The organism is Campylobacter coli, from assembly GCA_039516895.1.
In the GTDB taxonomy this organism is placed as follows: Bacteria; Campylobacterota; Campylobacteria; order Campylobacterales; family Campylobacteraceae; genus Campylobacter_D; species Campylobacter_D coli_B.
Genome location: CP154437.1, coordinates 592,372 through 610,131 on the forward strand (window position 1 = coordinate 592,372; position 17,760 = coordinate 610,131).

Sequence of the window (17,760 nt, forward strand, 5' to 3'; positions counted from 1 at the left end):
ATACAAGGAAAATATAGAATGAAAATTAAAAAAGTATTTACACTAGCTATACTCTTGAGTTTTTTTGTTGCATGTAGTAATGATAAAGAAAAAGATCAAAGCGATATGAATGCAAGCGTTCAATCAAGCTTAAGCCAAAGTGATAGCTTGAGATTTAATCTCAATTTAATAGACGGAAATTCAGTTTTTGTAAAAAAAGACAATGAAAATTTAAATTTTGCCGATGGGGATAAGGCGACTTTATTTGTGTTTTTTACCACTTGGTGCTCTCCTTGCATTGCAGAAATTCCTCATCTTAACAAGCTTCAGGAAAAATATGAAGAGCAGTTTAATATAGTAGGCGTTTTGCTTGAAGATAAGAGTGATGAGGAGCTTAAGGCTTTTGTTGAAGAAAATCAAATTTTATATAAAATAGCCAATGGTGAAAATAATTATCTTTTGGCTAAAATTTTAGGCGGAGTAAATGGAATTCCTACTATGTTTTTATATGATAAAAATTCCCAGCTTGTCAATCAATATCTAGGATTGATTCCAGAAGAAATGTTGGAAATTGATATACAAAAGGCGATACTTTAATGTTTAATTTTTTTAAAAAAGGACTTGCAAAAACACTTGAAAGTATAGTGGGTGTTAAAGGTGAAAATAAAAAAATCACCAAAGATTTACTAGAGGAAATTTTACTTGAAGCAGATGTAGCATATGAGATTGTAGAAGAAATTATTTATTATTTGCCACCTAGTGATGAGGTTAAGAAAGAAGATTTAAAGCGTGTAATGGGTTCTTATTTTCTTTATGAAAATAAAGAATTCCTAGATGAAAAACCCTTTGTAGAACTTATTTTAGGAGTAAATGGTGCAGGCAAAACCACAAGCATAGCTAAGCTTGCTAATTTATACAAAAGCCAAGGTCAAAAAGTGATTTTAGGCGCTTGTGATACTTTTAGGGCAGGGGCGATAGAACAATTAAGGCTTTGGTCTGAAAAAGTAGGGGTGGATATAGTTTTAACTCAACAAGGTCATGACCCTTCGGCAGTCGCTTTTGATACTATTAGCAAGGCTAGAGCTAAGGATTTTGATAGAGTTATCATTGACACAGCAGGTCGTTTGCAAAATCAAAAAAATTTAGCCAACGAACTAGAAAAAATCGTTAGAATTTCAGCTAAAGCTATGCCTAATGCCCCGCATAGAAAAATTTTAGTACTTGATGGCACTCAAGGTAATGCCGGCATTTTACAAGCTAAAGCTTTTAATGAGCTTGTTCAGCTTGATGGAGTTATTATTACTAAACTTGATGGCACAGCAAAAGGTGGAGCGCTTTTTAGTATAGCGCGTGAATTAGAACTTCCTATTTTGTATATAGGGGTGGGTGAAAAAATGCAAGATTTGATAGAATTTAATGCACAAAATTTCTTAGACACACTCTTAGAGGGTGTTTTTGATTAATTTAATTGCTCGAGTTTTAAAAAATTTTCTAAAGATTCTTTAATCTTGTCTAATTTTAAATTTTTTGCTATAAATACTAACTGCGAAGGATGGTTTAGGCTCGAAATTTTAGTATGCGTAGGATGATAAATCAGATGTCCTACTCCATTAATGTTGGTTAGATAAGATTCCTCTGTATTGATAAGTCCTTTTACTCTTAGAATTTTTGATCCGTGTTCATGCAAAAGCATGCTAAGCCAAATGCTAAAAATATTCCAATTTATAGCCTTGTCAAAAATAAGAGTTATGGAACTTATATCATCTTTATGACTTTTTATTTCTATATTTTTAATTTCTTTTTGAATTTTATGATGGCTAGAAAGCATATCGAAATTAAAATTTTCTTTGCTTATGATTTGTATATTGGGATATAAAGTGTTTATCTTTTCCTCTAAGCTTTGGGTATTGGGATTAAGATCTTTTTTTGTAAGTATTAAAAAATCAGAGCTTAATACTTGATTGCAAGCTTCTTCATTTTGTAAGTGATTAAGTCCTTCAAAAGCATCAATGCAAGTGATAATATTGGCTAATTCAAAATGGTTAGCTAAAAACACATCGCTTTGAAAAGTGAAAATGATAGGTGCAGGATTTGCTAAGCCTGAGGTTTCTAATATAACTCTTTGAGGTCTTTTACCCTTGTTTTCAAAACTGTCAAGTAATTCTTTAAATTTCTTTTGCAAATCTTCTCTTTTATTGCAGCAAGCACAACCTGCATTTAAAAATAAAGTTTGTTCCTCGATAAAATCTGTTTGTATAAGTTTATGATCTAGGGAAACCTCTCCTAGTTCGTTGATTACAAGAGCAATATCATTCAGGGTTTGATTGCTTAATATTTCTTTTAAAAAGGTTGTTTTTCCACTTCCTAAAAAACCGGTAACAACATGAACGGGAATTTTAGCCATGTTTAGCTCTTAAAAAATGAAGTAGATTTTCATCCAACACATCGAATGATTTTTTTTCAAGCTCGCTAGCTTTAATCCATAAATCGCCTAAATCATTAACGATAATATCGCGACCTTTTTTATTGCTTAATATGTATTTTGAATTTTGCCATTCTTTAAGTTTTAATCCATAAAATTCTAAAATTTCATTTAAAATTTTGACTTTTTTAAGCCTTATTTTTAATCTTTCTTTTTGTTCTTCACCTACACTAAGTTCGTGTTTTTCTTCTTTAAAATTTAACTCGCTCCAATGCAAAGTACTTATCATTTCGCCACATAAAATACACATTTTTATCCTTTTGAATTCACAAGGCTAAAAGCCTTGCGAATTTATTTTTTTCTTGGAAAGCGTTTTGAAAAATCATCCGCCATATCGTTTAAATTTACCCATTTTACACCTTCGTGTTTGTTGATATGTTCAATAATTCTTTCATGCATGAGTAAAACTTGAGGTCTAGCACTTACATCAGGATGTATAGTCATAGGAAAAATAGCATAATCCATTTCTCTATAAACCCAATCAAACTGATCTATCCACATTTGACCTATATCTCTTGGGGAAACAAAACCAAAGCTATTTGGAGATTTTTTTATAAACATCATAGGAGGAAGATCGTCTAAATACCAATTTGCAGGAATTTCAATCAAATCTGTTTCTTGTCCGCGTACCAAAGGCTTCATCCATTCTTTGGCATCTTTACTATAATCAATTTTAGTCCATTTGTCTCCAACACGCACATAATAAGGTGTGAAGTCATTATGCATTAAAGAATGGTCGTATTTAATGCCGTGTTTAAGCAAGAGCTCATTGGTGATATTTGAAAATTCCCACCAAGGTGCTACATATCCACTTGGTTTTTTTCCGCTGATTTTTTCTATAAGTTCTATACTTTTAAGTAAAACATCTTCTTCTTGTTTAGCACTCATTGCAATAGGATTTTCATGTGAATATCCATGGGCACCTATTTCATGTCCTGCATCCACTATCATTTTCATTTGTTCAGGAAAGGTTTCTATGGAATGTCCTGGAGCAAACCAAGTTGCAGGAATATTATATTTTTTAAAGAGTTTTAAAAGCCTAGGAATACCAACTTCACCAGCAAAAAGACCTCTTGAAATATCATCAGGAGAATCCTCACCGCCATAGCTTCCTAGCCATCCTGCTACCGCATCAATATCCACGCCATAAGCAACTAGAATTTCTTTTGCCATTTTTACTCCTTTGTATTAAGATGGATGTTTGTTAATATTTCTTGATTTAATTTGAGATTTAAATCTTTAAGATAAGGTAAATTTTTTCTTTGAATTTGAACTTCTTCAAGATCAAGTTCAGCTATGATAAAACCTTCTTCTTCTAAGATTTCTTTTAAAATTTCTCCTTTAGGATTGATAATTTTTGATTTTCCAGCAAAGGTTAAAGTTTCATTATTTATCTTAGAAATTTCACTTCCAGATCGGTTAGCAGCTAAGACAAAAACACCATTTTCTAAAGCTCTAGCCCTACTTGCTAAATCCCAAACATAAGTCCTTGCTTTACCAAAAGCTGAAGGAAAACAAATGATTTCAGCTCCTTGAAGTGCTAAAAATCTAGATCCTTCGCTAAAGCCTATTTCATAACAAATTTGCAAACCTAATTTGAGTTTAAAATTTTCAAATTCTAGTTCAAAAATAGGATATTTATCTCCTCTTGCAAATCTTTCTTTTTCATTACCCCAAAGATAAATTTTTCTATAAACACCTAAAAGACCTTTGTGACTAATGATGTAAGCGCTATCATAAAGTTGGGTATCTTTTTCTATAGAGCATGCTACGATATAAGCTTGATAGTTTTTAGCTAATTTTTGTAATGCATCAAGATTAGGATGTGCTTGATGTAAATTTAAGCTAAATTTTTCATCTTGATCTTCTACGCAATAAGCACTATCGTAAAGTTCAGGCAAAACTATCAGTCTAGCACCTTGCTCCAATGCAAGATGGGCAAGTTTTAAGGCTTTATCGAGATTGTTTTGAACCTCGTAAGATTTTGGAGCAAATTGGATTAGGGCGACTTTTAGTAATTTTTGCATGCTCTAGCCTTTTTTATTTTATTTAATTATAATCATATAAAACTTAATTTTATTTGACTTTTTGTTAAATTTTAATTTAATTTTGGTTATAATGTGAAAAATTATTGCAATAAATATTCTTTAAAGAAGTATCATGGCTAAAAATAAAATTCTTTTTGAATGCCAAGCTTGCGGAAATCAGCAAAGCAAATGGCTTGGAAAATGTCCTGAGTGTGGTTCTTGGGATAGTTTTATAGAATTAAAATCTGAACAAATTAAAGTTTTAAAAGAAATCGCACAAGCAAGCACAAGGGCAAGCGAGGCTATCTGTATAGAAGATGTAGAACTTGAGCATTTTTCAAGATGTAGTACTGATGATGATGAGCTGGATTTGGTTTTAGGCGGAGGGCTTGTTGAGGGTTCTTTGGTGCTCATAGGTGGTAGTCCTGGAGTAGGTAAATCTACACTTTTGCTAAAGATTGCTTCTAATTTGGCTAAAAAAAATAAAAAAGTTCTTTATGTAAGCGGAGAAGAAAGCAAAGCGCAAATCAAATTAAGAGCGGATCGACTTGAGGCTAATACTCCTAATTTATTTTTACTTACAGAACTTTGTCTTGAAAATATTTTGGAAGAATTGCATAAGAAAGATTATGAAATTCTGATTATTGATTCCATACAAACTTTATATTCAAACAAAATTGCTTCAGCGGCTGGAAGTATCACTCAAGTGCGTGAGATCACTTTTGAACTTATGCGAGTAAGCAAAACTTATAATATCAGCACTTTTATAATAGGGCATATTACCAAAGAAGGAGCCATAGCAGGTCCTAGGGTTTTAGAACATATGGTTGATGTGGTGCTTTATTTTGAAGGGGATGCAACTAAAGAAATTAGACTTTTAAGGGGTTTTAAAAATCGCTTTGGTGGCACAAGTGAGGTGGGAATTTTTGAAATGACTCCTAAAGGTTTGATCAGTGCAAAAGATTTAGCCAATCGTTTTTTTACACGAGGTAAGGCTACTTCAGGCAGTGCTTTAGGTGTTGTAATGGAGGGTTCTCGTGCTTTGGTTTTAGAAGTGCAAGCTTTAGTTTGTGAGAGTTCTTATCCTAAACGCAGTGCCACAGGCTATGAAAAAAATCGCCTTGACATGCTTTTAGCTTTACTTGAAAGAAAATTAGAAATTCCACTTGGACATTATGATGTCTTTATAAATATTAGTGGTGGAGTAAGAGTGAATGAAACTGCGGCTGATTTGGCTGTGGTTGCGGCTATTATTTCTAGTTTTAAAAATCGTCCTTTGAGTAAGGATTGTGTTTTTATAGGGGAATTGAGTTTAAATGGAGAAATAAGAGAAGTTTTTAGTCTTGATACTCGTTTAAAAGAAGCCAAAATGCAAAAATTTAAAAATGCTATCATTCCATCTAAACCTTTAGAAGATGTAGGACTTAAATGCTTTGTAGCCAAAGAGCTTGCCCAAGTTTTAGAATGGATGTGATGCTATTTTGCAAGTAAACTAGCCACTATCATCTAGCAAGGGTGTATATGGGTTAAATAAAGGCAAAAAGATAAAAAACATTGAGTGATACTTAAATATATTTACCTTTTAAACTAAGGAGTAAATTTGCAAATTCCTATTTATTCTAAACTCAAAGCAAAACTAGAAAGCAAAGGAATAGACAATATATCAAGCGGACAAATTGCTTGGTTTGTGTGTAGCGTGGGTATTTTTATCATTCCTATGATGTATCTTTATATTAGCAACAATTACAATCAATTTATTATTTTGTTTTTTATGATATTTATTTTTATATTAAATATGCTTTATACTAAAAATTTTTTTGCATTATTATTACTTGTAATATTGATATTTATATATATGAAATATCATGAGTTTATCTATAATTTTAAAATTTTATTTTTTATTTTTGCACCTATAATTCTTATCTTTTTAAGGGCTTGGAGAATTCTAATAACTTTTTTATGCGGATATATTTTTTTAGTGGCTATGGTATATATATTTGAGTTATTAGGAGGATTTTATAAATGAAGTATTGTGCAACAATTTATATTGATCCATTGGTAGAATGTTTTTTAGATTGCGAAAATAAAAATTTTATTAATGCGGAAGATTTTACCCACGCCTTTTTAGGACTTACCAAAGGCAAAAGTCTTGATGAGTTAGATAAAATAGATAAAGAATTAAGACAAAAATTTTAAGCAAATTAGTTTATAATAAAACAATTTATCTATATTAGGAGCAAATTTGCAAATTCCTATTTATTCTAAACTCAAAGCAAAACTAGAAAGTAAAGGAATAGACAATATATCAAGTGGGCAAATTGCTTGGTGTTTAGGGAGTGGCTATATTGCCTTAATATGTGCCGTGTTTGTTGTTGTATATAAACTTAAGAATTTGGAATTTGAGCTTTATATTGTTTTTTTCTTTCCTATCTTGCTATTTTATATTGCTATATTTTGGTTTATTTTCTTAAGTTTTTATAAAAACTTCTTTTTTATTCATCTTTTTTGCTATTCTTTTATGTATATCTTTAATATAATTTTTAATGATTTTTATTTAAATCTTGTGGTAATGAATATTTTATTAATAACAATATGGCTCTTTTTTGTTAAATTACATTTAAAATTTAGATTTTTATTTTTAATGATGTATTTTTGTTTTGAATTTGCGATATTTATAGGAATCATACCTTATGGACTTTTAGAAGGGACTATTTCAAAATGAAAGAAATAATAAAATATTATGCAACAATTTATATTGATCCATTGGTAGAATGTTTTTTAGATTGCGAAAATAAAAATTTTATTAATGCGGAAGATTTTACCCACGCCTTTTTAGGACTTACTAAAGATAAAAGTCCTGATGAACTTGATAAAATAGATAAAGAATTAAGACAAGAATATCTTAAAAACAAAGAATGGGACAAGATAGATCAAAAATGGTATGAAGCCAAAGAGCCTAATGAATTCAATGATGGTTTTTGGGGTTTTGGAACTGGAGTTTTTTTAACTCCTTCTAAAATGCAAAAGATTGATTTTGAAATTGCAAAAGGTTTAGATGAGTGGCTTGATAATGAAAATGTGTGTTGCTTTAATGTTTATACTAAGGATTATTTTAACGCAAATAATAAAGATATGCTTATAAGTGATAATATAAAAGATGATACAAATACCACACAAGCTCACATCAATGAAAACTATAACAATACTCAAGAAATCATCCCTGATAATGTTATAAGAATACAAACACAAGATGGCAGTGGAGAGTTTATCGAGATAGTATTTGATGAATTTAAAGAATGGGAAAAATCATCAAGCGGAGCCATAAAGCCTTTATTTACCCCATTAGAAGGTATAGTGGAAGATATTTCAAATTCACTTGAAAATGTCAGCATTATCGGTGATACCTTAGCAATGCTTGGCGCAGTGAAAAATCCCAAAAATGCAAAAAATATTATTAAGAAAAAATCATTGACAAAGGATGAAATTTTAAATGAAATTAAAAAATTAAAAAAATCTCACAATAGAATTTATTTAGTAGATGATATAAATGAATTGATGGTTTTATGGGACAAGTTAACAAAAAATTATCAAAAAGAAATAGTGGAAACAAATAGTAAAAGAATTAGAATTATAAGAATTTTAGAAGATGACACAAGATTAATGTTGAGAAATTATTCAAGCAACAAAAGTGACAATATGCCCACGATAGATACTAAAATTAATAATAAAGATTATAAAATACATATTAATAACCTAGGAAAACCTTAATGAAATTTAAAGTTTTAGAAACTATAAATGCAGAATTATTTCCACAATGGGATGTCTTGCTTGATTTGCATATAAATTCATTTCTTGATATATTTTCCACACATAAACAAGTAAATAAAAATGATATAACAGAGATTATAGAGTATAGTTTTTTATGCGATTTCTTAGAATGTAGTGATTATGCAGAATTTTTTATGATTTTTAACCTTTATACAAAAGATTATCAAGGTGAATTTGTAAAAGTATTTACAAAATTATTTCTACATGATTTAATTGATTTTTATATAAACGATGAAAAACAAAATACATTATCAGCTTATACTAAAGATAAAGATAAAAATTGGAAATATTTTTTAGATAATTATATCAATAAAGAGTGTTTTTATATAGATGATTTTTGTATTGCTTCTTGGGATATTCCAAGTAGTTGGAATAAATATAATATTAATGCAATTATTACCCCCAAAGGCACAAAATATTTTAATGAAATCTTAGCTCCTAAATTTTATAACAAATACAAAGATTTAGAAGTAGAGATTGATGATAAGGGTAATATTATAAGATGGATAGGAAAGATTAATAGATGAGTTTATTTGGATTTTACATTGGATTTTACAAAGGATAAATAATGAGCGAAACTTATGAGATTTATACACCCAATGGATTAACATTAGATGTGGAAAAAGATACCAATAAAATACTATTTAAAGAAAATATTAAACCCACAGGCAATTATACTCAAGAATATTCCAAAGCGGTTTTTGAATCTTATTATATTATGAAAAACTCCCCTACAAAGACTATCAACCAATATATCTAGATCCTAACTTTTATACAGGGCAAAAATCCACTTTGCTTGAATTTAAAGAATGGCAAAGCATATATTTAAAAGATCCCATTAAAGGAGCTATAGCTCCTTGGACTAAAGCAGAAAAAGCTTATTATAAATCTTTAAAAACTAAAAGAGAAAGATATAAATATTTAATTATAAGAAGTGGACTTAGAAGTACTGTTATAGATATACCTTATGAAGCATATTGTAATGTAGATGAAAAAGGAAATTTAATCAATAAAGACTATAAAGAACTTTACAAAGAAGTAGAAGCTAATAGAGGTATGGCTAATATGCATAAAGGTTGGCTCTTTATCGCTGAATGGGAATTAGCAGCAGGAATACTAGGAGATATAAAAGGATTTATAGGAGCCTTACAACTTTCCATGACAGGATTTAAAGCAAGAACTCAAGCAATAAATTTTTTACTCATACAACTAGGACATGAACAAGGTTTTAAAAGTCTTTATGATTCTTATGCATATAGAGGTTTAACAGATGGTATACACAAAAACTCTCTTAAAGCTCAAATGCTAAAAGACTTTGCTAAAAATCCTCCTTATGATGAATTTGGAATGCTACCTTTCTTAGATGAACTTATAGGAGTGGATTGGGTGATTGATTTGAATGAATATCAATTTGCTTATGATGGTGATGGCGGTAGTGTTAAGGCTTTAGATGAGAAAGTAAGACAAGGTAAATTAAAAGATCCAAGAGATATAGATTCTACTCCAGAGAGCAGGAAAGAATTCGATGAAGAAGCTAATGCTTATACTTTTGGTAATAGAATGAATTTTTCCTCTGATATTCGCGATAGTAGAAGTAAAGAATCGGCTAGATTATTTGATGACCTTTTGATACTTCATGCCAAACTCGCAGCCCTCACTCCTCCTCAAGGTTATCCTAATGCTCCAAGATACTATAGCCCTGAAAGACTAGAAATTATTTATAAAAGACATAAGCTTGATAAACTCCTTGATCCAAGAATCCCTGCTATTTATAGATATAATTTCCCAAGGGAACTTAGAGCTAAGATACTAGCTTATGCTAAAGAACATAATATCAAAGATTAAACCACAAAAGAAAGGAAAAACAAATGCAAAAAACACTTCAAATCGATTTAGAAAAAAGAAAAGCTTTAGAGAATTTTAAAAATCTAGCTTTATTAGGATTAGGCGGAACAATGCTTTTAAATTTAAAAGAACAGCCTTTAGATTTTAATCAAGAATTAACTTATATAAATACTTATGATAAGTATTTAAACTTAAAGCTTGATTCTTTTTATATCCCTTCTACGCTTTTATCTTTACTTCAATTAACTCAAAAAAGCAAAGAAGCTTTTTATATCAATGTTTTAATCAATAGTGATACATACTATAAAAACCCTTTATTACAATATGCTATCACTCAAAAACAAGAACAAGAAAATGTCGTTTATGCTTTAAAGAATGATGAAAATCTTAATACTTCTTTTACTAATCTTAATGCTTTAAAATTAGCTTTAGAAGAAAAGAATTTTTATCTTAATTTTATAGACTTAAACAGCAAAGAAAGTCTTTTAAATTTTTATAATCTTTTATTGAAGGATAAAAATTTAAATTCTTATTTTTATTTTAAAGATAATCATTTTTATATCCATGAAAAAAAGATTCAAAATATTGAAAATCAATACATGGATTTAGATTTTAAAATGAATTTAGGACTTTATTTAAAACTTCTTAATAATTTTAAGACTTTAAATAAATTTGAACTCATAAAGATTTTAGAAGCTTTAACGCAAAATAATATTAAGACTTTATATTTAAAGTCAAACAAGGATAAAGCTTATACTCTTACTTCAATGTTGATGAATTTAAGGGTGAGGTGAGGGTGCTTATTTTCTTAATTTAAACGCATATAAGTATTTTGTTAGTTTTCATTAAAATATAAGCAAGATGATAATATAATTAGAGTTTAAAAAAATAGCGAGGAAATTATGAAAGATTTATTTTTATTCAGTTCTTTACTTGACTCAAGTCATACTTTTTCTTATTTTTTTCATTTAGGTTTGGTGGCTTTGATTGCTGTCATTTGTGCTTCAATGGCTACTCGTTCTATGCAACTTGTTCCACGCGGTATGCAAAATTTAGGTGAAGCGTTTTTAGAAGGTGTTTTGTCAATGGGACGCGACACCATGGGAGATGAAAAAGGTGCGAGAAAATATCTTCCTCTTGTAGCAACTTTAGGAATTATAGTTTTCTTTAGTAATATCATCGGTATTATACCAGGCTTTCATGCTCCAACAGCGAGTTTAAATTTAACACTTTCTTTGGCTATTATCGTATTTATTTATTATCATTTTGAAGGAATTCGTACTCAAGGTTTTGTAAAATATTTTGCTCATTTTATGGGTCCTATTAAATTCCTTGCTCCTTTAATGTTTCCTATAGAAGTAGTATCTCACCTTTCTCGTGTTGTTTCTTTATCTTTTCGTCTTTTTGGAAATATCAAGGGTGATGATTTATTTTTAATGGTAATTTTAGCTCTTGTCCCTTATATCGCTCCGCTTCCTGCGTATGTTCTTTTAACTTTTATGGCATTTTTGCAAGCATTTATTTTTATGATTTTGACTTATGTTTATCTAGCGGGTGCAACGATAGTTGAGGAAGGTCATTGATTTATATCTTAGAATTCTTCAAGGGTGCGTCTTTGGCTTTAATGCTTTTTGGCGCACTTTTTTTCTTTTTTAAATTTCATTCTTTTTTATATTTTTTCTTAGGGCTTCTTCCGGGTTTGCTTTTATCTTTAGTTTTTATTTGTCTTATAGAAAATTATGAATTAAAACTTAAAATCAATCAAGATAAAAGCAAGTAAGTTTTATTTTTAAGCGTGAAGTTCTTCTTTTAGTAAATATTTTACGGCTTCATAAATTTTGATAGCTGCTTTGGATTTATTCATAGTATAAAGATGAATTCCATCCACCCCACTAGTAATCAAATCAACAATTTGATCTATCGCATAAGCGATCCCAGCATCTTCTAAAGCTAAAGTATTGTTTTCATATTTTTCTAAAATTTTGGCAAATTTAGGCGGAATTTTAGCTCCACAAAGCTGTGAAATTTTTAATACTTGCCTTTTGTTTGTAATAGGCATAATGCCTGCATAAATAGGAATATTAATACCTGCTAAAGCACAATTTTGCTTAAAAGTGTAAAAATCTTCATTATTATAGAAAAGTTGAGTGATAAGTTTGTCTGTGCCTGCGTCGACTTTATTTTTAAGATGGTGTATATCTTCAATAAAATTTCGAGACTCGTTGTGTTTTTCAGGATAGCAAGCTGCATAAATTTCAAATTCTCCTTGTTTTCGGATAAAAGAAATCAAATCGCTTGCATAAGAAAAATCTTTACTTTTTTCTAAATCATTACACACATCCCCTCTTAAGGCAAGAATTTTATCAAGTTGTCTTTCTTTGCATTCTTGAAGTATGCTCGTAATTTTTTCTTTGCTAGAATGAATGCAAGGTAGGTGTACTATGCTAGGAATTTTATATTCTTCTTGAATTAAGCTTGCTGTTTCTAAGGTATTTTTTGAATTTATAGAGCCACCAGCACCAAAAGTTACGCTGATGAAATTAGGACTTAATTGTCCTAAATCATCTAAAATTGCATTAAGATTCTTAATGTTTTCATCTCTTCTTGGTGGAAAAATTTCAAAAGAAAAGCTACACATAAGACCTCCTTATAATTTCTCTCTTATTTTTTGTGTGGCGATAACTAAATTTTTAAGAGCGGCTACAACTTCTTCATAACCCCTTGTTTTAAGTCCGCAGTCTGGATTGATCCAAATTTGCTCTTTAGGTAATTTGCTAAGAATTTTTTCTATGGTTGAGCTTATTTCTTCCACGCTAGGCACCCTAGGGCTATGTATATCATAAACTCCTGGTCCAACTTCGGTTTGAAAATTAACAGCTTTTAGGGTATCTAAAAGATTAAGATTTGATCTTGAAGCTTCAAAAGATATTACATCTGCATCCATTGCATCAATTTCTTTTAAGATATCGCTAAATTCGCTATAACACATATGTGTATGAATTTGTGTTTTGGTTTTTACTCCGCTATGTACAAGATTGAAAGCAGGGATCGCCCAATCTAAATACTCGCTATGCCAATCGCTTTTTCTTAGAGGCAGTTTTTCTCTTAGGGCTGCTTCATCAATTTGTATGATTTTAATGCCTGCATTTTCAAGATCTAAAACTTCATCTCTTAAAGCTAAAGCTATTTGTTCAGTGCTTTCTTTTAGGCTGATATCTTCTCTTGGGAAAGACCAGTTGAGTATAGTTACAGGACCTGTTAGCATACCTTTTACGATTTTTTTACTCAAGCTTTGAGCAAATTTAGACCATGCTAGAGTGATAGGTTTTGTGCGTGATACATCGCCCCAAATTACAGGTGGTTTTACACATCTTGTTCCATAGCTTTGAACCCAGCCATTTTGAGTAAATAAAAAGCCTTTCAAGTTTTCTCCAAAATATTCCACCATATCATTTCTTTCAAATTCCCCGTGCACCAAAACATCAAGTCCTATTTCTTCTTGAATTTGGATACATTCTTTAATTTTTTGTTGGTTAAATTCGGTATAGTTTTGTGCTGAAATTTTTTCTTGTTTAAAAGCAAGACGATTGGAACGCACATCAGCACTTTGAGGAAATGATCCTATGGTTGTAGTTGGTAAAAGAGGAAGTTCTAAAAATTCTTTTTGAATTTGGATACGCTCTTTAAATTCAGGCTTTCTTACAAAGTCTTCTTTTTTTAGAGTTTGAAGTCTAGCTTTTACTTTTTCATCTAAACGATTAGGAATATTTTTAAAGAGTTCTTGATTGGCTTTAAAAAGAGGATTTTCTTCATTGCTATCTATGATAGCTTTTAAGTCTTGTAATTCTTTAAGTTTTTCTTTTGCAAAAGAGAAAAGTTTAAGATAACTTGAATCTAATTTAGTTTCAAATTCTGTACTATAAGGAACGTGCAAGAGTGAACACGAGGTATTTATAACTATATTTTGAGTGTATTTTTGAAGTTCTTTGATAAGTTTTAAGCTTTTTGCGTAATCATTAGCATAGATATTTTTACCATTTACTATACCTGCAAAAAGTATTTTATCGTTAGCAAAGCCATATTTTTGGATTAAATTTAAACTTTCTTTGCCTTCTACAAAATCAAGCCCCAAAGCATCAAAATCACTTTCTAGAAGTTTAGTATAAATATCTCTTAAATCTCCAAAATAACTTTGAAGCAAGACTTTAACTTCTCCCTTATGTTTTAAAAGTTCTTTGTAAAATTCTTCAAATAAAGCAATATCTTCTTGATTTAAATCATAAACTAAATAAGGTTCATCAAGTTCTAGCCATGCTACTCCTAATGAATTAAGTTTTTTAAGAAGTTCAATGTATGCTTGTAAAAGCTTGTCTTTAGCAAGTTGCTTAGTGTTTTCATCTTTAAAAGCTATGAGTTTAAAGAGGGTAAAAATTCCTACCAAAACAGGTTTTGTTTCTATGCCAAGTTCTTTTGCTTCAAGATATTCTTTAAAAATTTTATCCCCGCTTAAAGCTATAATGCTTGCATCATCACACTCAGGCACTAAATAATGATAGTTTGTATTAAACCATTTTTTCATTGCTAGAGCTATAGTATCTCCATTTTTTCCTTGATAACCACGACTTTGCGCAAAATACTCATCTAAAGGATCTAAATTTAAGTCCTTATAGCGTTTTGGAGTGATATTGAAAAGCACAGCTGTATCTAATACATTATCATATAGCGAAAAATCATTGCTAGGAATGAAATCAATCCCAGCATTTTGGATATCTTTCCAATGTCTAGCTCTTAAATTTTTAGCAGTTTCTAAAAGCTCTTCTTTAGAACTTTGAGCTTTGAAATATTTTTCAATAGCAAATTTTAATTCTCTATTTGCACCTATTCTTGGGTAAGAAATGATTGAATTTTTCATGTTGTTCTCCTTTGTTGTTAAATTAAAAAGTAGGGATTAAAGCACCCTGATATTTTTCTTCTATGAAATTTTTAACTTCATCGCTTTGTAAAGCTTTGACTAAAGCTTTGATTTTATCAAGATCTTCATTTCCTGCTTTAACAGCGATGATATTACCATACTCACTATATTTATTTTCTGTATAAAGCCCATCTTTTATAGGGTTTAAGCCCGATAAAATTGCAAAATTACTATTGATGAGAGAGTAGTCTACATCATCTAAACTTCTTGTAAGCTGAGCATCTTTTAATTCTACAAATTTAAGATTTTTAGGATTTTTTACAATATCTAAGGGTGTAACAAGTTCACTATCTTTAATTTCGATCAATCCCGCACTTGCTACTATGCGTAAAGCACGACTTTCATTTGTAGGATTATTAGGTATTGATATACTTGCTCCTGTTTTAGGTTGAAATTCCTTATGTTTTTTAGAATATACTGCCATAGGTTCAATATGAATACTAGCAACTTTTACAAGATGAGTACCTTGTCTTTGGTTAAATTCTTTTAAATAAGGCTCATGCTGAAAATAATTTGCATCAAGTTCGCCATTTTCCACCATAATATTAGGAATCACTCCATCATTAAATTCGTAAATTTTTAAATCATAACCTTGCTTTTGAAGAGTAGGTTTGATAAACTTTAAAATGTCCGCGTGTGGGACAACTGAAGAGCCCACTTTAAGTTCTTCATTGGCCCAAGCAAAGCTCGTAAAAAGAGTTGCTATGCAAAAAGCTTTTGCAAATATAGTCATCATCTCTCCTTTTTATGCAAAACTGAATTTTTCTATTAAATCGCTATGGTAAATGCGCGCTACATCAGGATGTGAGCGTATCATTCTTTTAAAATAATTACTAGCAACATTTCTTAAAAGCGGATTTTTTGGATCTGTATCCACACCCTTGCTTTCTCGAGCAAGTTCAGGATTTAATGGAAAAATAGGAATATCTTTATCGAGTTGCACTCCAAGGAAATAAGCTATGCTAAAGCGTTCTTTCGGGCTTAAATTTACTCGATGTATGGTAGCTTTTAAATAGCCATTAGTAGCTAATTCTAAAAATTCTCCTATATTAACCACAACACTACCTTCAAGTGGGGGAACTTTAATCCATTGATCATCAATAAAAGCCTCAAGTCCGTTTTGCTCTTCTTGAAAAACAAAGGTAATAAGCCCACCGTCTTTGTGTGGTCCTACTCCTTGAGTGGCGTCTTTGGAGCTTTTTGGATAGTGTATGATTTTGCAATGTTCATAAGAATTTTCGCCATAGAGTTTTCCAAAGGCATCACTAGGCAGATCAAGAGCTTCAGCAAATGCTTGTAAAATTTTTAAACAAGCATTTCTTGTTTGTTCATGCCAAGCTAAAAATATTTCTTTAAGTTCAGGAATTTCATCAGGCCATAAATTTGGACCTTCTAATCTTTGCCATAGAGGCGAATTTAAATCCCATTTTAAAGCTTTTCTTTCTGTGCCTATGTCAATTTGCTCTCTATAATCTTTTTCTCCAGCAGTATATTCAAAGCCTTCGCTTGTATAACCTCTAAATTGAGGTGAATGCACCATGGAGATAAGTTCTTTAGAGCTTCTAGGAAGATTGAAAAAATCTTTACTAAGTTTAAATAATTTTTCATTTAAATTTTTATCGATACCATGATTGATAAGATAAAAAAAACCTACATTTGAAGTAATTTCTCTTAGATTTTTAAGAAAGGTACTTTTGTCTTTTTCATAAATCTTTAAATCAAGTACAGGTAAATTCATTTTCTCTCCTTAAAATTATATTTAAGGATAAGAAGATATCTTAATGTTTAGATTTTGTTTCGTAGGATTTAACTAAAAATTAGGATTTTAAGTTGTGTTTTGAAAAAATAAAACTTTTGACTTTTCTACACATTATATCTCCTTATCCACCTTTTTGGACCTTTGGAAACATAACGTAAAGCCAAAGGACGCACTAGATACTACACATCTGGCACATCAGTTTCATTCTTTCTCCTTGGGAAAATTAATTTTTATGAATTGTAAAAAAAAATATATTAAAAAAAGCTTAATCCTTGAAAATTTCAAGGATTAATTTTTAAATATTTTCAAGTTTTAATTCTTCGTTATTCATCACGCCTATACTAGAATTTAAAACTTTTTGTGCAATTTCTTTTGCTTCATCTAAAGAATGCATAGCGCAAGTTCCACATTGATAGATATTGAGTTCAGGAATTTTGTTTTGATCACTCACATTTAAAACATCTTTCATTGCAGCCTCCCAAGCTTTAGCAACACTTTTTTCATCAGGTGTTCCAATTAAGCTCATGTAAAAACCTGTACGACAGCCCATAGGCGAGATGTCAATGATTTCAACCGAATCCGAATTTAAATGATCTCTCATAAAACCAGCAAACAGATGCTCTAAAGTATGTGTACCTTTTTCACTCATGATATCTTTATTAGGTATGCAAAAGCGCAAGTCAAATACGCTAATATCATCACCCTTTGGTGTTTTCATAGTTTTAGCTAAACGCACGGCAGGCGCTGGCATTTTAGTATGATCTACTTTAAAACTGTCAAGTAGTGGCATTTTAACTCCTTTGTGTAAATTATTTTACAGATTATAACATTTAAAAATAATATTTAAAGCCTTTCTAAAAGAAAAAAG

20 protein-coding genes and 1 pseudogene are annotated in these 17,760 nt (G+C 30.3%); 12 read left to right on the forward strand and 9 right to left on the reverse strand.

Features of this window, described 5'->3' with window-relative positions; all coding sequences use genetic code 11:
* The first annotated feature begins 18 nt into the window (after positions 1 to 18).
* Both AAID94_02885 and ftsY read left to right on the forward strand, forming a co-directional pair.
* Positions 19 to 576 (forward strand): TlpA disulfide reductase family protein, encoded by a 558-nt coding sequence (locus AAID94_02885; protein ID XAK24477.1) that lies wholly within the window; start codon positions 19 to 21, stop codon positions 574 to 576.
* A complete protein-coding gene (gene ftsY / locus AAID94_02890) occupies positions 576 to 1,442 on the forward strand; it encodes a signal recognition particle-docking protein FtsY (protein ID XAK24478.1) in 867 nt (288 codons plus the stop codon). Before AAID94_02885 ends, ftsY begins: the two co-directional genes overlap by 1 nt.
* Here the strand turns inward: ftsY and AAID94_02895 are convergent.
* The 4 genes from AAID94_02895 to AAID94_02910 are packed head-to-tail and all read right to left on the reverse strand — an operon-like array spanning position 1,439 to position 4,488.
* Complete coding sequence (locus tag AAID94_02895; GenBank protein ID XAK24479.1) at positions 1,439 to 2,383, reverse strand: GTP-binding protein; 945 nt, start codon at positions 2,381 to 2,383, stop codon at positions 1,439 to 1,441. The two genes, ftsY and AAID94_02895, sit on opposite strands and share 4 nt — an antisense overlap.
* Positions 2,376 to 2,711 carry a hypothetical protein gene (locus tag AAID94_02900; GenBank protein ID XAK24480.1) on the reverse strand — a complete coding sequence of 112 codons (336 nt, stop codon included), beginning with the start codon at positions 2,709 to 2,711 and terminating at the stop codon, positions 2,376 to 2,378. The genes AAID94_02895 and AAID94_02900 overlap by 8 nt, the downstream gene beginning before the upstream one ends.
* Positions 2,712 to 2,752: 41 nt before the next feature.
* Positions 2,753 to 3,634 (reverse strand): polysaccharide deacetylase, encoded by an 882-nt coding sequence (locus AAID94_02905; protein ID XAK24481.1) that lies wholly within the window; start codon positions 3,632 to 3,634, stop codon positions 2,753 to 2,755.
* 2 nt (positions 3,635 to 3,636) lie between these two features.
* Positions 3,637 to 4,488, reverse strand: a complete 852-nt coding sequence (locus AAID94_02910) for a carbon-nitrogen hydrolase family protein (GenBank protein XAK24482.1) — start codon at positions 4,486 to 4,488, stop codon at positions 3,637 to 3,639.
* A gap of 133 nt (positions 4,489 to 4,621) precedes the next feature.
* Here AAID94_02910 and radA point away from each other — a divergent pair, with 133 nt between their 5' ends.
* The 10 genes and pseudogenes from radA (at position 4,622) to AAID94_02960 (ending at position 11,941) form a co-directional block, all read left to right on the forward strand.
* Complete coding sequence (gene radA, locus AAID94_02915) at positions 4,622 to 5,962, forward strand: DNA repair protein RadA (GenBank protein XAK24483.1); 1,341 nt, start codon at positions 4,622 to 4,624, stop codon at positions 5,960 to 5,962.
* 126 nt (positions 5,963 to 6,088) lie between these two features.
* The gene (locus AAID94_02920) at positions 6,089 to 6,514 is read left to right on the forward strand and encodes a hypothetical protein (protein ID XAK24484.1); all 426 of its coding nucleotides are present in this window, start codon (positions 6,089 to 6,091) and stop codon (positions 6,512 to 6,514) included.
* Positions 6,511 to 6,684, forward strand: a complete 174-nt coding sequence (locus tag AAID94_02925) for a hypothetical protein (GenBank protein ID XAK24485.1) — start codon at positions 6,511 to 6,513, stop codon at positions 6,682 to 6,684. Before AAID94_02920 ends, AAID94_02925 begins: the two co-directional genes overlap by 4 nt.
* A 46-nt stretch (positions 6,685 to 6,730) precedes the next feature.
* Complete coding sequence (locus AAID94_02930) at positions 6,731 to 7,210, forward strand: hypothetical protein (GenBank protein XAK24486.1); 480 nt, start codon at positions 6,731 to 6,733, stop codon at positions 7,208 to 7,210.
* The gene (locus AAID94_02935; GenBank protein XAK24487.1) at positions 7,207 to 8,256 is read left to right on the forward strand and encodes a hypothetical protein; all 1,050 of its coding nucleotides are present in this window, start codon (positions 7,207 to 7,209) and stop codon (positions 8,254 to 8,256) included. The genes AAID94_02930 and AAID94_02935 overlap by 4 nt, the downstream gene beginning before the upstream one ends.
* Complete coding sequence (locus AAID94_02940) at positions 8,256 to 8,843, forward strand: hypothetical protein (GenBank protein XAK24488.1); 588 nt, start codon at positions 8,256 to 8,258, stop codon at positions 8,841 to 8,843. Before AAID94_02935 ends, AAID94_02940 begins: the two co-directional genes overlap by 1 nt.
* A 41-nt stretch (positions 8,844 to 8,884) precedes the next feature.
* Positions 8,885 to 10,161: pseudogene (locus AAID94_02945) on the forward strand (hypothetical protein).
* Between the two features lie 23 nt (positions 10,162 to 10,184).
* Positions 10,185 to 10,955, forward strand: a complete 771-nt coding sequence (locus AAID94_02950; protein ID XAK24489.1) for a hypothetical protein — start codon at positions 10,185 to 10,187, stop codon at positions 10,953 to 10,955.
* 108 nt (positions 10,956 to 11,063) lie between these two features.
* Positions 11,064 to 11,744 (forward strand): F0F1 ATP synthase subunit A, encoded by a 681-nt coding sequence (locus tag AAID94_02955; protein XAK24490.1) that lies wholly within the window; start codon positions 11,064 to 11,066, stop codon positions 11,742 to 11,744.
* Positions 11,741 to 11,941 carry a hypothetical protein gene (locus AAID94_02960; protein ID XAK24491.1) on the forward strand — a complete coding sequence of 67 codons (201 nt, stop codon included), beginning with the start codon at positions 11,741 to 11,743 and terminating at the stop codon, positions 11,939 to 11,941. Before AAID94_02955 ends, AAID94_02960 begins: the two co-directional genes overlap by 4 nt.
* Positions 11,942 to 11,950: 9 nt before the next feature.
* Here AAID94_02960 and metF read toward each other — a convergent pair whose 3' ends face one another.
* The 5 genes from metF to luxS all read right to left on the reverse strand — a co-directional run bounded on the left by metF (position 11,951) and on the right by luxS (position 17,682).
* Positions 11,951 to 12,799, reverse strand: a complete 849-nt coding sequence (gene metF / locus AAID94_02965; protein ID XAK24492.1) for a methylenetetrahydrofolate reductase [NAD(P)H] — start codon at positions 12,797 to 12,799, stop codon at positions 11,951 to 11,953.
* A gap of 9 nt (positions 12,800 to 12,808) precedes the next feature.
* Complete coding sequence (metE, locus tag AAID94_02970; protein ID XAK24493.1) at positions 12,809 to 15,073, reverse strand: 5-methyltetrahydropteroyltriglutamate--homocysteine S-methyltransferase; 2,265 nt, start codon at positions 15,071 to 15,073, stop codon at positions 12,809 to 12,811.
* Between the two features lie 22 nt (positions 15,074 to 15,095).
* Entirely contained in the window at positions 15,096 to 15,866 is a 771-nt protein-coding gene (locus AAID94_02975) for a MetQ/NlpA family ABC transporter substrate-binding protein (protein ID XAK24494.1), read from the reverse strand.
* Positions 15,867 to 15,878: 12 nt separating this feature from the next.
* Complete coding sequence (locus tag AAID94_02980; GenBank protein ID XAK24495.1) at positions 15,879 to 16,871, reverse strand: isopenicillin N synthase family oxygenase; 993 nt, start codon at positions 16,869 to 16,871, stop codon at positions 15,879 to 15,881.
* Between the two features lie 316 nt (positions 16,872 to 17,187).
* Positions 17,188 to 17,682 carry an S-ribosylhomocysteine lyase gene (gene luxS, locus AAID94_02985; GenBank protein ID XAK24496.1) on the reverse strand — a complete coding sequence of 165 codons (495 nt, stop codon included), beginning with the start codon at positions 17,680 to 17,682 and terminating at the stop codon, positions 17,188 to 17,190.
* Positions 17,683 to 17,760 lie beyond the last annotated feature (78 nt).